Source organism: Microbacterium sp. (assembly GCF_051860965.1).
Classification (GTDB): Bacteria; Actinomycetota; Actinomycetes; order Actinomycetales; family Microbacteriaceae; genus Microbacterium.
The window spans coordinates 501,150-515,985 of record NZ_JBIMKU010000002.1 but is presented as its reverse complement, the minus strand read 5'-3'; the positions used below and the strand labels follow the sequence as shown (position 1 = coordinate 515,985).

At 70.4% G+C, this 14,836-nt stretch carries 8 protein-coding genes; 7 read left to right on the top strand and 1 reads right to left on the bottom strand.

Translation table 11 applies throughout. From position 1 onward, the window contains the following. The first annotated feature begins 165 nt into the window (after positions 1-165). Together rpoC and ACTIFV_RS05880 are read left to right on the top strand one after the other, a co-directional pair. A complete protein-coding gene (gene rpoC, locus ACTIFV_RS05885; protein WP_439591828.1) occupies positions 166-4,038 on the top strand; it encodes a DNA-directed RNA polymerase subunit beta' in 3,873 nt (1,290 codons plus the stop codon). A 110-nt stretch (positions 4,039-4,148) separates the two neighbouring features. Continuing rightward, positions 4,149-4,763 (top strand): hypothetical protein, encoded by a 615-nt coding sequence (locus ACTIFV_RS05880; protein ID WP_439591827.1) that lies wholly within the window; start codon positions 4,149-4,151, stop codon positions 4,761-4,763. Between the two features lie 12 nt (positions 4,764-4,775). Here ACTIFV_RS05880 and ACTIFV_RS05875 read toward each other — a convergent pair whose 3' ends face one another. Then, complete coding sequence (locus ACTIFV_RS05875; RefSeq protein ID WP_439591826.1) at positions 4,776-5,375, bottom strand: hypothetical protein; 600 nt, start codon at positions 5,373-5,375, stop codon at positions 4,776-4,778. A gap of 140 nt (positions 5,376-5,515) precedes the next feature. Between ACTIFV_RS05875 and ACTIFV_RS05870 the strand changes: the two genes are divergently transcribed. From ACTIFV_RS05870 to ACTIFV_RS05850, 5 genes are all read left to right on the top strand, one after another. Next, a complete protein-coding gene (locus ACTIFV_RS05870) occupies positions 5,516-6,409 on the top strand; it encodes an ABC transporter (RefSeq protein WP_439591825.1) in 894 nt (297 codons plus the stop codon). Then, positions 6,409-6,894: a hypothetical protein gene (locus ACTIFV_RS05865; RefSeq protein ID WP_439591824.1), complete on the top strand. Its 486-nt coding sequence runs from the start codon at positions 6,409-6,411 to the stop codon at positions 6,892-6,894. Before ACTIFV_RS05870 ends, ACTIFV_RS05865 begins: the two co-directional genes overlap by 1 nt. Before the next feature lie 49 nt (positions 6,895-6,943). Continuing rightward, positions 6,944-7,597, top strand: a complete 654-nt coding sequence (locus ACTIFV_RS05860) for a spermidine/putrescine ABC transporter substrate-binding protein (protein WP_439591823.1) — start codon at positions 6,944-6,946, stop codon at positions 7,595-7,597. 136 nt (positions 7,598-7,733) lie between these two features. Beyond that, a complete protein-coding gene (locus ACTIFV_RS05855) occupies positions 7,734-8,870 on the top strand; it encodes a serine/threonine-protein kinase (protein ID WP_439591822.1) in 1,137 nt (378 codons plus the stop codon). Next, positions 8,870-14,815: an Ig-like domain-containing protein gene (locus ACTIFV_RS05850; protein WP_439591821.1), complete on the top strand. Its 5,946-nt coding sequence runs from the start codon at positions 8,870-8,872 to the stop codon at positions 14,813-14,815. Before ACTIFV_RS05855 ends, ACTIFV_RS05850 begins: the two co-directional genes overlap by 1 nt. Positions 14,816-14,836 lie beyond the last annotated feature (21 nt).

The window sequence follows — 14,836 nt, the reverse complement described above, 5'->3', positions numbered from 1 at the left end:
TCGAGGTCCTCTCGGCCGACGGCACGCCGGTCAACCTCCGTGACACCGACGACGACGCCTTCCGCGCTGCGGAAGAGCTCGGCATCAACATCTCCAGCCGCTTCGAGTCCTCGTCCATCGACGAGATCTGACCCGGTCGATTTCTTACACAGGAGAACTGAACTAGTGCTCGAATCAACAACTTTCGACCAGCTCCGCATCGGCCTGGCCACTGCCGACGACATCCGTCGTTGGTCGTACGGCGAGGTCAAGAAGCCCGAGACGATCAACTACCGCACGCTCAAGCCCGAGAAGGACGGCCTCTTCGGAGAGCAGATCTTCGGACCGTCGCGTGACTGGGAGTGCGCGTGCGGCAAGTACAAGCGCGTGCGCTTCAAGGGCATCGTCTGCGAGCGCTGCGGCGTCGAGGTCACCAAGTCCTCGGTCCGTCGCGAGCGCATGGGCCACATCGAGCTCGCCGCGCCCGTCACGCACATCTGGTACTTCAAGGGCGTGCCCTCGCGCTTGGGCTACCTGCTCGACATGGCGCCGAAGGACCTCGAGAAGGTCATCTACTTCGCCGCCTACATGGTGATCTCGGTCGACGCGGAGGCGCGCCGGCGCGACCTGCCGACGCAGGAGAACAACATCCGTCTCGAGCTGAAGACGCTCGGCGACCGTCGTGACGCGAAGGTCGCGGCCCGCCTCCAGAAGCTGGAGGAGGAGCTCGCCGCCCTCGAGGAGGAAGGCGCCAAGGCCGACCAGAAGAAGAAGGTCAAGGACGCCGCCGAGAAGGAGATGGCGCTCATCCGCAAGGGTGCAGACGACCAGATCATCCGTCTCGAGAAGGTGTGGGAGGACTTCCGCACGCTCGAGGTCGGCCAGCTCAAGGGCGAAGACGAGATCTTTCACGAGCTGCAGGACCGCTTCGGTCAGTACTTCGAGGCCCACATGGGCGCGGAGTCGATCAAGCGTCGCCTCGAGGCGTTCGACCTGGCCGCCGAGTCCGAGAACCTGCACCTGCAGATCTCGGAGGGCAAGGGCCAGCGCAAGATCCGTGCGATCAAGCGCCTGAAGGTCGTCAACTCGTTCCTGCAGACGGGCATGAGCCCGGCATCCATGGTCCTCGACGTCGTTCCGGTGATCCCGCCGGAGCTCCGCCCCATGGTGCAGCTCGACGGTGGCCGCTTCGCGACCTCCGACCTCAATGACCTCTACCGTCGCGTGATCAACCGCAACAACCGCCTCCGTCGCCTGATCGACCTCGGTGCTCCCGAGATCATCGTCAACAACGAGAAGCGCATGCTGCAGGAGGCCGTCGACGCGCTGTTCGACAACGGCCGCCGTGGTCGCCCCGTGACGGGCACGGGCAACCGTGCGCTCAAGTCGCTGTCCGACATGCTCAAGGGCAAGCAGGGCCGGTTCCGTCAGAACCTGCTCGGCAAGCGCGTGGACTACTCGGGCCGTTCGGTCATCATCGTCGGCCCGCAGCTCAAGCTCCACCAGTGCGGTCTGCCCAAGCAGATGGCGCTCGAGCTGTTCAAGCCGTTCGTCATCAAGCGCCTGATCGACCTCGGTCACTCGCAGAACATCAAGGCGGCCAAGCGCGCCGTCGAGCGCACGCGTCCCGAGGTCTGGGACGTGCTCGAGGAGATCATCCGCGAGCGTCCCGTGCTGCTCAACCGCGCGCCGACGCTCCACCGTCTGGGCATCCAGGCGTTCGAGCCGCAGCTCGTCGAGGGCAAGGCCATCCAGCTCCACCCGCTCGTCTGCGCGGCGTTCAACGCCGACTTCGACGGTGACCAGATGGCTGTGCACCTTCCGCTGTCGGTCGAGGCCCAGGCCGAGGCGCGCATCCTGATGCTCGCGTCGAACAACATCCTCAAGCCGTCGGACGGTCGCCCGGTCACCCTGCCGTCGCAGGACATGATCATCGGCCTCCACCACCTGACCACGGTCAAGGAGGGCGCCGCGGGCGAGGGTCGCGTGTTCGGCTCGGTCGGCGAGGCGATCCTGGCCAAGGACGAGGGCACCCTCGACCTGCAGGCCAAGGTTCGCATCCGCGTCCCCGGTCTGACGTTCCTCGAGGGCGAAGCCCCCGAGGGCTACGAGCGTCACGGACTGGTGGATGCCTCGCTCGGCCAGGCGATCTTCAACGACACCCTGCCCAAGGGCTACCCGTTCGTGCGCGAGCAGGCAGACAAGGGCAAGCTGTCGCAGATCGTCAACAAGCTCGCCGAGGAGTACCCCAAGGTCGAGGTCGCAGCATCGCTCGACCGGATCAAGGACGCCGGCTTCTACTGGGCCACCCGCTCGGGTGTCACGGTGGCGCTGTCCGACATCCTCACGCCCCCGAACAAGGGCGAGATCGTCGCGGGCTACGAGAAGCAGGCCGCGAAGGTCCAGTCGCAGTTCGAGAAGGGCCTCACGACCGACGCCGAGCGTCGTCAGGAGCTCATCAAGATCTGGACCGAGGCGACCGACGCCGTCCAGAAGGCCATGCGCGACAACTTCCCGGCGGACAACACCATCAACCGCATGGTGTCGTCGGGTGCTCGTGGCAACTGGCTGCAGATCCGCAACATCGCGGGTATGCGCGGCCTGGTGAACAACCCCAAGGGTGAGATCATCCCGCGTCCGATCATCTCCTCGTACCGCGAGGGTCTGTCGGTGGCGGAGTACTTCATCGCGACGCACGGTGCCCGCAAGGGTCTGGCCGACACGGCCCTCCGTACGGCCGACTCGGGTTACCTCACGCGTCGTCTCGTGGACGTCTCGCAGGATGTCATCATCCGCGAGGAGGACTGCGGAACGTCGAAGGGCCTCGAGTTCACGATCGCCGCGGCCGGTGCCGACGGTGCGCTCGTGAAGGACGCCAACGTCGAGAACTCGGTGTTCGCGCGTACCCTCGCCGACCAGGTCGTGTCGCCCTCGGGCGAGGTTCTGGCGGTCGCGGGCGACGACGTGGGCGACATCCTGATCAACAAGCTGGTGGATGCCGGTGTCGAGACCATCAAGGTCCGCTCCGTCCTCACCTGCGAGTCGGCAGTCGGCGTCTGCGCGCAGTGCTACGGCCGTTCGCTCGCGACCGGCAAGATCGTCGACATCGGCGAGGCCGTCGGCATCATCGCGGCCCAGTCGATCGGCGAGCCCGGCACGCAGCTGACGATGCGCACCTTCCACACGGGTGGTTCGGCCTCGGCCGACGACATCACGCAGGGTCTGCCCCGCGTGCAGGAGCTCTTCGAGGCTCGTACGCCCAAGGGCGCCTCGCCGATCGCGGAGTCCGCTGGACGCATCACGATCGACGAGACCGACCGTGCGAAGAAGATCATCCTCACGCCCGACAACGGCGACGAGCCGCACGTCTACCCCGTGCTCAAGCGCGCGACGCTCCTGGTCGAGGACGGCCAGCACGTCACGGTCGGCCAGCAGCTGCAGGTCGGCACGCTCGACCCCAAGGAGGTCATGCGTGTCATGGGTGCCCGCGAGGTGCAGAAGTACCTCGTGAACGGCGTCCAGGGCGTGTACCGCTCGCAGGGTGTCCCGATCCACGACAAGCACATCGAGGTGATCGTCCGCCAGATGCTGCGCAAGGTCACGGTAGTCGACCACGCCGACACGACGCTGCTCCCGGGCGAGCTGGTGGACTTCAAGCGCTACCAGAACATCAACCGCGAGACCGTGGCCGAGGGCAAGCGCCCCGCGTCGGGTCGTCCCGAGCTGATGGGTATCACGAAGGCGTCGCTCGCGACGGAGTCGTGGCTGTCGGCCGCGTCGTTCCAGGAGACCACCCGCGTCCTCACGCAGGCGGCCATGGAGGGCAAGAGCGACCCGCTCGTCGGCCTCAAGGAGAACGTCATCATCGGAAAGCTCATCCCCGCCGGAACCGGACTCTCGAAGTATCGGGGCGTCACGGTCGAGGCGACGGAAGAGGCCAAGAGCGAGCGGTACCCCAACCGCATCTTCGCCTCGGACGGTGCGTTCTCGGACGCCGACCTGAGCTACGTCGACTTCGACAGCTTCTCGACGGACGGCGACTTCACGTCGTACAACTGATCTGAGCATCACGACGAAGGCCCCTGGTTCACAGCCAGGGGCCTTCGTCGTTCCCCGCGCGCCGAGGATGGGTCGCGGCATCCCCTGCCTACCGTTGAGGGGGAGGGGAAATGGCACGCATTCCAGGGCGCAACTCGTGGATCGCCGTGCCCGCGGGACTCATCTGCGCGGGAGTCGTCGGCGCGCTCCTGTGGTTCTCCCTGCCGATGATGCCGGTCGCCGCGGCCTGGGTGGGCCAGACCGCTCAGCGCGCGCTCGCCGAACCGCTCGTCACGGTCGCGGAGCCGACCCGGGCGGTAGCGGATCTCGACGCCGTCCGCGACTGCCGCGACCTGTATCCCGAGAACGTCTGGGCCGAGCTGCAGTGGCGCGGCGAGGGGCTCCTCGCCCAGACGACGAGCCCGCCCTCGACGACCGCGACGACGGTCGTCGAGGCGCTCGCTCCCGCCGTGCGCCTCTCGTGCGCGTGGTCCTTCCCCGCCGGCGGCTCGCTCGTCTCGACGCTGTCGGACGTGGACGCGGATGCCGCGGCCGTCGCGCAGGCGGGATTCGAGGGCGCCGGGTTCACCTGCACGTCGGACTCGGGCATCCTGCACTGCTCCCTCGCCCGCGACGGCGGGATCGAGGACCACGTCCTCCGCGGAGGGCTGTGGCTGTTCGTGTTCACGAAGGGCTGGGCGCCCGACGACTTCGCGTCGCGCGTGTCGGGATTCGTGCTGGGCTGAGGATGCGAGGGGTCAGCCGAACACGGACTCGACGATGGCGGCGGTGTAGCCCGACGGCGCGAGGTTCGAGAACCGCGTGTCGACGAGCACGTCGTCCCGCCAGAACAGGGTGCGCCCGTCGGTGACGGGGTAGGTGTCGTTCGTCCACGTCTTCTCGCAGCGCGTGCCGCCGTCGGGCGTGTAGCAGGTGAAGCCCTCGTCGTCCGCGAGGCCGTTGAGCAGATCGAGCGCCGGACCGCGCGAGATCCTCGTGATGGTCGTCACGAGATTCGTCGTGTCGGCCGCCGGGTCGCCCCAGACGCAGATGAGCGAACCGTCCGGCTGCACACCGGTCGCGCCGAACGCCGGGTCGTTGAGCGGGGTCTCGCCGAGTTCGGCGAGCACCGGCGCCGTCAGGATCGCGCGGCAGTCGGTCGGCATCGCGACCGTCGAGGACGTGCCGGAAGGAGAGGGCGACGGCGTCGCATCCGACGAACCGCTCGGCGACGGGTCCGCGCCGGGGGAAGCGGATGCCTCGGGTGCCGCCGACGGCGACGGCTCGGGGGCGCAGCCCGTCAGGGCCAGGCCCGCCGCGATGACGGCGACGATCACGAGGCGGCGTGACGAGGGCATGCGGACACCCTAGCGGCGCGCAGCGCCCGCGAAGCGCCTTCGTACGGGCGCGGCGAACCGCGGCACGCCTGCGCGGCGCACGCCCACCGGGGCGTTACTCTCGCTCTGCAGGGATCAGCCCCGCGTGAGGAGTCCGTCCGATGAGCAACCCCACTTCGTCCCACGGCGAACCCGTCGAGGAGCCGACCGCGGTGGACGACGACATCGTCGTCCGTGCGCAGGAGGGACTCGCGGACGCCGAAGCCGCACGCGTCGAGGAGCACGTGGTGGTGAAGGAGCCCGCCGTCGCGCAGGAGCCCGACCCGTGGGATTCCCCGGAAGCGGCCACGCTCGCGTACGAGCCGGCCGCCGAGGCCGAGACGACCGTCTACGAGCCCGTCGTCACGCCCAGCGATCCGGTCGTCACTCCCAGCGAGCCGGTCGTCGAGGCCCCCGTCGTCGCGGCGGCCCCCATCCTCCCCGGCCCGTCGCCGATCTTCGTGCAGGCGCCCGAGTCGCCGCGACCGCGCGGCAACCGCGCCGCCGCCGGAGCGATCGGCCTGCTCGCAGCCGTCAGCTTCGCCGTCCTGTACCTCGCGACCGCGCTCGGCTTCGGCGCGATCCAGGGCACCGTCACCGCGGAGAACGTCGGCAGCGCGGCGCTCACGGCACTGGGCACCTGGGGTCTGTGGGTTCCGACCGTCGTCTTCTTCATCGCCTTCTGGCTGCTCGGGGCGATCATCAATCGCGGGCGCTGGGGCGTGTGGGTCGTGACAGGCCTGCTCGTGGGGGTCGCCGCATACGGCGGCCACATCCTCGGTCAGCTCTTCGAGGCGCCGTTCTGGACGCTGACCGCATCGCAGGGCCAGACGCTCGTCGAAGGACAGCTGCTCGCACCTCTCGCGATCGCGGCCTTCGTCTTCGGCCGCGAGCTGACGATCTGGTTCGGCGCGTGGGCGGCGGCTCGCGGAAGGCGCGTCACCGAGCTCAACGTCGAGGCGCAGCGCGAGTACGAGCGCACGCTCGAGGCAGGCCCGCAGCTCGTCCGCGCGTAGTGTCCTCCGCAGAGGACGACCGCGCGCCGCGCGTCAGCCCTGCGGTCGCCGTCGCGTTCGCGACGGTCGCGTTCGCGACGCTCGTGATCTTCGGATTCGGGATGCTGTCGCTCGCGCTCGGCGAGGACGTCATCGCGGTGCGGGGTCTCGGGCAGGTTCCCGGCATCCTGTCGCTCTCGGTCGCGACGGTGTCGTTCGCCGCACTTCTCGCGATCGCCCTGCGGCGGCCGCAGCCGTCGTTCTGGGCCGTCGCCTGGATCACGGCGGCGGTGTTCCTGGTCTATCTCGCGACGCTGTGGATCGGTGCCGTCGGCGCCGGCGCGGGCATCGTGACGGCCGCCGCGATCGCCGGACGCGTCGCGACGACATGGTTCGGAGCCGTTCTGGCAGGGGCGGCGGCGGTCGCGGGATGGGGCGGCATCGCCCTCGTCCGCACGCGCGCCGACCGGCCGCGCTGGCCGTGGGAGCGCGACGACGATGAATGAACCCCCGGAGAACCGCGGAATCCCGGGCGGGAGCGGCTACCGTGGGACCGTGGAGCGTTCCCTCGAGACGCAGGTCAGCCAGGCGGTGGACGCCTGGCTCGCCTGGTTGCCGCGCTGGGAGCCCGCCACGCACCGCGGTCGCGTCGCGCCGTGCCGCCGATGCCTGGGTTCGCCCGTGCTCTCCGCCGCGGGACTCGGCGCCGATGTTCCCCACGGCGTGCAGCACGGGCTCTCCACGCGCATCAAGACGATCGTCGATCACGCGGTCGCCGACTACACCGCGCTCAATCTGCCCATGCTGCAGGCCGAGCTCGATCATCAGGCAGCCCGCAACCGGGCACGCAGCTACCGGCCCGCGGAGGGACTGGATCCCGAGTTCGAAGGCCTGCCGCTCGATCCCGAACCCGTGCCGGGAGCGCCGTTCCTGTTCACCGTCGCGGGGCTCGCGCAGGAGGCCGACGCCGACGTGCCCGCGCTCCCGCCGCTGACCGAGGAGGCGAAGGCGGCTCTGCGCCAGGAGGTGGGTCTCGCCGACGATTACGCCAACATGGTCGGCCGCGAGGTCTGCACGGTGCTCCTGCATCACCGGCTCCGGATCCAGGCGGCCGTCGGCGAGTTCGTCGAGCCGCAGATCGAAGCGATGCTGGAAGAGCTCTCGCGCTCCCTGGACGTGCCCTTCGACCCGTCGGATCCCGCATCCTGACGAGGATCTCGGCACAGTTCTCCACAGTCGACACCCAGCCATATGGGGCACGCTTTGTTAGCATGGGCGCACTCGGGCGTGCCACGCTCGAGCAGCCCGCCGAATCCCGGCGGCTGAGGCCCCTGGGGAGGGATCGTTGGCTACACGTCTGCCTTCGGCGCCCCCCATTCTTCCGGGGCTCGCCTACATCCGGCCGCTCGGATCCGGCGGATTCGCCGACGTCTTCCTCTACGAGCAGGACATGCCGCGGCGCAACGTCGCCGTCAAGGTGCTGCCGAGCGACGTCCGCGATCCAGACCTGCGGCGGATGTTCAACGCCGAGGCCGACGTCCTCGCCCATCTCTCGGCGCATCCCGCGATCGTCACCGTCTACCAGGCGAGCATCTCGGCCGACGGCCGTCCGTACATCGTCATGGAGTACTGTCCGGGCTCGCTCTCGCGGCGCTACCGGATCGAGCGGATCCCCGTGCCCGAAGTGCTCGCGATCGGCGTGCGCATGGCGAGCGCCCTCGAGTCGGCGCATCGCGCGGGGCTCGTGCACCGCGACGTGAAGCCCAGCAACATCCTCATCACGACGTTCGGCACACCGGTGCTCGCGGACTTCGGGATCTCGTCGTCGCTGCAGCGCAAGACCGCCGATGAAGTGCTCGCGATGTCGATCCCGTGGAGCGCACCCGAGGTCGTCGCCGAGGAGACGGCGGGCACGATCGCGAGCGAGGTCTGGAGTCTCGGGGCCACGGTGTACTCGCTGCTCGCGGGCCACAGCCCGTTCGAGCGTCGCGAGCGCGGTCAGAACACGAAGGAGCAGCTGCGCCGCCGCATCGCGCGCGCGACCTACATCGACATCCCCCGCACCGACGTCCCCTCCTCGCTGCAGGCCGTGCTCGCGCGCTCGATGAGCCGGGACCCCTCGCGTCGCTATGGGTCCGCCCGGGAGTTCGCCGAGGCGCTGCAGCAGGTCCAGAGCGAGTTGGGGATCTCGCCGACGCCGCTCGAAGTGCCGGGCGAGGAGTGGGCACCGGCATCCGATCCCGTCGACTTCACCGATGACGCCCTGCGCGGGCCCGCACGACCTCACCTCGAGGAGGCGACGAGGCGCAAGGTGCGCCCCGGGACGGGCGTCGCCGCGCTCGCGCGCGATGAGGACACCGACATCTCCTCACCGCAGCGTGTGCGGGGGCGCAGCGCCGCGACGATCGCGATCGTCGTCGCCGCCGTCGTGACCCTCGTCGCGGGCGTCGTCACAGCGCTGTTCGCGACCGGAGTGCTCTGATGCGCCGCAGTGTCATCGGCGGCATCGTGGCGGCGGCGGCCGCGACCGCGCTCGTCGTCGGGGCGAGCATCGTCTGGCCGGGACTCGACGCCAAGGAGACGCCCGATGTGGATGCCGCGGTGTGGGCGCTCCAGACGGCGGACGGCCGGCGGTACGCGCGGGTCAACACGTCGGTCGGCGAGCTCGACACCGTCCGCAGCATCAGCAATCCGGATCTCGTGGCGCAGTCCCCGACCGGCGCCTACGTGTTCAGCGACAGCCTGAGCAAGGTGACCAGGATCGACGAGGCGCTGCCGGCCGACCTCGATGCCGAGGCGCTCCAGTCGTCGACCTCGACGCCCGGCGGCACCGTCGACGTCGCGACCGCCGACGACTACGTCGCCTATCTCACCGATGCCGGGACGGTGTTCGCCGGTCGTCTGTCCGACGAGACCATCCCGCAGGTCGACCCGACGGGCGAGGACGAGGACGAGCCGCAGTACACCGCGGACGCGATCGCGGTCGATGATCGCGGCATCCTGTTCCTGTATTCGCGGCAGGACTCCTCGGTCATCCGGTACGACATCGCCGGAGGCGTCGTCCGCGCGCGCGACGCGCTGACGGCCGAGGGCCTCGCGACGCCCGTCATCACGGCGGCGGGCGACGCGTGGGCGGTCGTGGACGCCGACGACGGCGACGTGTGGCTCCCCGGGGCGGATGCCGCGGCGCCGACTCCGACCACGGGCCCCGTCGTCGTCGGGGACGCCCAGTCATCGGGCGACGCCGTCTATCTCGCCGACGAGAGCTCGGTGGTCAAAGTCCCGGTCGACGGCTCCGCGGTCACGACGCCCTTCGGGCTCGACGTCGTCCTGGGGACACCTGCGCGACCCATGGTCCACGACGGTCTCGTCTATGCGGCATGGCTCGGGCAGGGCGACGGCGGCGGGACGTTCTGGCCCGGCGAAGGGATCGGGCAGTCGCTCGACTACGGCGACGGCACCCTGACCGGTCAACGCCGGCCCGTCTTCGTCGAGAACGGAGAATCGGTCGTGCTGAACGAGACCCGATCGGGCTGGGTCTGGACGATCCCCGACGGCGCCCTCGTCCCGTCCAGCCAGGACTGGACGCTCGACGACAACATCGCGCCGGCGGTCGAGACCAGCGAAGAGCAGCTTCCCGTCATGCTCGACCCGAAGCCTCCCGTCGCGGAGCCCGACGCGTTCGGCGTGCGAGCGGGCAGCCTCGCATCCCTTCCCGTCCTCATGAACGACCATGATCCGAACGAAGACGTCCTGACGATCGATCCCGCATCGGTCTCGGGCCTCGATCCGGGGTTCGGCACCGTGTCGATCACGGATTCCGGCCAACGGCTCGCGGTGCGCGTCGCGCCGGGCGCGAGCGGCACGGCGACGTTCTCCTACGCGGTGACGGACGGCACGAGCGAAGGCGGCCTCGTCTCGCCCCCGACGACGGTCACCCTCGCCGTGGCCCCCGAAGCCGACAACCGCGCGCCGGTGTGGTGCGGCGTCGCGGACTGTCTCCTCGAATGGCCCGAGCCCGAGGTCGCACGCGACGGCACGGTCACCATCCCGGTCCTCCCGGGCTGGGTCGACCCCGACGGCGACCCCCTGCTGCTCCTGTCGGCGGCGATCGTCTCGGGGGGCGGGAGCGCGGTGGCGACGCCCGCCGGCGACGTCGTCTACCAGCACAGCGACGACGGCCAGGACGGGGACGTCATCGTCGAGATCGCGGTCACGGTCGCCGACACACGGGGGGCCCAGACGCAGAAGCAGCTGAACGTGCGGGTGTCGTCGCAGCCGCAGCTGAGCGTGGAGTCCTTCGCCGTGACCGAGGAGCTCGGCTCGGGCACCACGATCGACGTCGCGCCGCACGTGACCGGCACGACGGGTGTGCTCTCGCTCGAGTCCGTGCGCGTGCTCGATGACGCCCCCGCGTCCGCGACGATCGTCGGCGGCACGACCGGCTTCGATTTCTCGCCGCGCAGCTCCGGCACCTATCGGGTCGACTTCACGCTGACCGACGGCGCCGACGACGCGAGCGGGACTGTGCGCATCACGGTGCTCCCCGAGGGAGCCGTGCCCGCGCTTACGACGGCGCCGGTCGTGGCGTTCGTCAGACCGCAGGAGGACGCCACGATCGACGTCTTCACCGCCGTGTCCAACCCGACGAACCGCGTGCTGCTGCTGAGCGACCTCGTGCCGATCGCGGATCCCGGCGCGACGATGTCGGTGGATGCCGTCGGTCAGAACCATCTGCGGGTCTCGGGCACGACGGCCACGGGCGCGCCGGGGCGCCTGGGCACGGTGCGCTACACCGTCAGCGACGGCACCGAGGACGAAGGGGCGAGCGTCGAGGGGGAGGCGACCGTCTACCTCCTTCCCGTCGCGCCGGCGCTCGCGCCGATCGCCGTCGACGACACGGTCGCGGTGCGGGCGGGCGCCCAGGTCGACATCCCCGTGCTCGCCAACGACATCTCGCCCTCGGGCGGGCGACCGACGCTCGACCCGTCGTCGGTGACGTCGACGGGCGACGCCCTCGCATTCGGCTCGGGCGATCTCGTGCGCTATCTGGCACCCGACGAGCCCGGCGACTACACCGTCGAGTACTCCGTCTTCACGACCGGCGCGCCTCTGCTCGCCGACACGGCTCTCGTGCGCATCACCGTGCTCGCGGACGACGCGAACCGGGCCCCTCTCCCCGAGACGCTCGAGGGGCGGGTGCTGAGCGGGCAGTCCACGTCGATCGAGTTCGACGGGTTCGGGATGGATCCCGACGGCGACGTCGTGACCCTCGACCGCATCGTCGCGCAGCCGCAGCGCGGCTCGGCCACGATCGCGGCGGACGGGGCATCCATCACCTATACGAGCATCGCGGGCGACAAGGGCCCCGTCTCGTTCACCTACCGCGTCGTCGACGAGTTCGGCGAGACCGGTCAGGGCACGGTGCGGATCGGCATCCTCGACGCCCAGTCCAACCCGAGTCCGATCACCTACACCGACTACGTGCAGGTGCAGGCCGGGGCCACCAACACGATCCGGGTGAGCCCCATCTCGAACGATCTCGACCCCGTCGGCGGCACGCTGAAAGTCACCGGCGTGCGTCCCGATGCGCCGGCGACCCTCGTCGACGGCGAGCCCAACCCCGAGTACGACCGCCTCCTCGACCGCCTCGTCGCGGTGGACGACAGCACCGTCGTGATCTCGGCGGGCGAGACGCCGGGCACGCTCGCGTTCCTCTACGACGTCGAATCGAGCTCCGGCAACACGGCGCGGGGACTCATCGTCGTCAAGGTCGTGCGGGAGAGCGTTCCCGACTACCCCGTCGTCGCCGACACGATCCTCACGGCCGAGACGCGTGAGGACTTCCCCGACGGGGTCGACGTGCTCACGGGCAAGGTGGCATGGTCGGGCGGCGACATCGCGGGTCTCACGCTCGAGACATGGGCGCCGGCGGGCGACGTGACGGCCGACGGCTGGGAGCTCCAGGGGTCGCTGACGGCGAAGACGCGCGTCATCCCGTTCGTCGTCACCGGGACCGGAGCCGCGGGCGAGGTCACGACGTACGCCTTCCTGCGGGTGCCGGGCGACGACGACCTCACGCTCGCCCTGCGGCCGGGCTTCACTCCGCCCTCGGTCGAGGAGTTGCAGTCGACGACCTTCGACCTCGCCCGTCTCGTCGCACGTCCGCGGGGCAGCAGCCTCGAGGTCGGCCCGGACGTCGCCACGTCGGGTGCCCGCAAGAACGCGACCTGCACCGTCCAATCGGGCAGCGTCGTGCGCTACGACGCGGGGTCGGGCGCGCCGTGGGGTGACACCTGCCGGGTGGCCGTGCGCCTCGCAGGGCAGGACGACTGGACGACGCTCTTCGTGCCGATCACGATCCGGGCTCTGGACCCGCAGCCCGAGCTGCGCGCGGGCTCGCTCACGGTCGCACCCGGAGAGACGGCGACGTTCGATCTCACGTCGATGACCACGTGGCAGCTCCGGACCGGGTGGGACGAGATCGCCTACGACCTCGCCTACGACGGCACGGCCTTCGACGTCACCCGCGACGGGTCGATCGTGACGGTGACCGGCCGTGACCGTGCGGTGCCGGGAACCGACGAGGTCGCCCTCGTCTCGGTGACGAGCCATGCGGATGTCGCTCCGGTGCGTCTCATCCTCCGTGTCGGTGCCGCGCCCTCCACGCTCGCGCGCGGAGGCGTGCTGTCGCAGCAGTGCTCGCAGGCGTCGGGCGGCTCCTGCGTGATCGACGTCGTCGGCGCGCCCGGCGAGGTCAACCCGCTGCCCGGCACGCCGCTCGAGCTCTTCGCGGTGAGCGACGCCGGCTCGTGCGTCGGCGTGACCTTCCGCGTGCTGTCCGCGTCGGCCGTCGAGGCCTCGTGGACGCCGGATGCCCCGGGGGCGACCTGCATCGCGAGCTTCTCGCTCAGAGATGCGCAGGGACGCCGCACGAACGGGGACCGCAACGGCACGCTGACGCTGGATCTGCTCGGTTTCCCGAAGGCGCCCGCGAGCATCGCGCAGTCCGCGTTCGGCGACCAGACGCTGACTCTGCGGGTCGACCCGGGCGATGCGCGTCTGGCGTATCCCGCCCTCACCGAGTTCGTGGTCCGCACCAACGGCGTCGAGGTCGCCCGGTGCACGGCCGCGGGCGTCTGCCCTGCGCTCACGGCGCCCAACGGCGAGAAGCGCGTCTACGAGGCGTTCGCCGTCAACGCGCTGGGCGAGTCCCGCGCGTCCGTGCGCACGACCGCGTGGGCGTACGACCCGCCCGCCCCACCGCGCTCGGTGACGGCGGCGCCGGTCGTGACGGCCTCGGGCGTCGGCGGCGTCGTCTCGCTCGCGATCGAAGGACTCGACCCCGCGAAGACGGGCAGCGTCGAGATCACGAGCCCGGCGGGGGAGCGGATGCAGGTGGCGCTGCCCCCGGGGCAGTCGCGCATCGACGTCCCGGCCTACAACGTCGGCAGCAACGCGCCGTCCGTCATCTCGGTCACGCCCTACTCGCGGTTCGATCCGCCGCCCGTCGTCGGCGGCAGCCCTGCGGGCCCGACCGTGACCGTGACCGCGAACGGCATCGGCGCGCCGCTCTCTCCGGTGCTCACGCTCTCGTCGGTGTCGACGGGCGGCGGCCGGTCGACCGTGACGGCGACGGCGTCGGCGCAGCTCAACGGCACGGGCTCGACCCTGCGGTTCGGGATCGTCCGCGACGATCAGCGCTGCACGGTGCGCACGAACGGCGAGACCGCGACGTTCCGCAATCTGCAGGACGGCGAGGAGTACGGGTTCACGATGTGCGTCGAGTCCATCGCGCTCGGCGGAGTGTCGTTCGGCAGCACGTCGGTCACGCAGACGGTGCGCGCCCAGCAGTCCGTCCAGCCGCCGACGGGCTACACGTTCGCCGTGGACGCGACCCCCGACGTCGGCGATGGTCGGGCGCAGTGGGTCATCCGCGCCGCGCCCCGCTCCGATGAGAGCCCACCGAACCGCAACGTGGCGGAGTTCAGCGGCATCCCGAGCACGGTCTTCGGCACCGACCCCGGTATCCGGGTCCGCTACGTGCATTCCGTGTGGGGCACCGCGACGGAGTGGGCGACGGTGACGCCGGCATCGGGCAGCGCGCCGTATCAGGTGCAGGCGAGCTGGTCGGTCGCGTCGTGCGTCGGCGGCTCGCCCCTGACGCCGGTGGGGAGTTCGTCGACGGATGCCGCCGGCAACGGAGCATCCATCGTCTTCGGAAACGCAGACCTTCGCTACTATGCGGGGGATGTCCCGCTGCCCCATGAGCCGGGAACGTGGACCGTTCCGGCGGGGGCGACGCGGGTCGAAGGGATCTCGGTGACGGCGAGCTGGAACCAGCCGTGGGGGCTCTCGGCCGCCTCGAGCCAGTTCGCGGCGGTCTGCGACCCCGGTCCACCTGCCATCGTGGAGCCCAACCCATGACCGCCAGACACGACGATCGAG

Excerpts from the sequence above, each read along its gene's own strand:
- ACTIFV_RS05880 (WP_439591827.1), top strand. The coding sequence starts at position 4,149 with ATGGCACGCATTCCAGGGCGCAACTCGTGGATCGCCGTGCCCGCGGGA.
- ACTIFV_RS05850 (WP_439591821.1), top strand. The coding sequence starts at position 8,870 with ATGCGCCGCAGTGTCATCGGCGGCATCGTGGCGGCGGCGGCCGCGACC.
- ACTIFV_RS05875 (WP_439591826.1), bottom strand. The coding sequence starts at position 5,375 with ATGCCCTCGTCACGCCGCCTCGTGATCGTCGCCGTCATCGCGGCGGGC.
- ACTIFV_RS05870 (WP_439591825.1), top strand. The coding sequence starts at position 5,516 with ATGAGCAACCCCACTTCGTCCCACGGCGAACCCGTCGAGGAGCCGACC.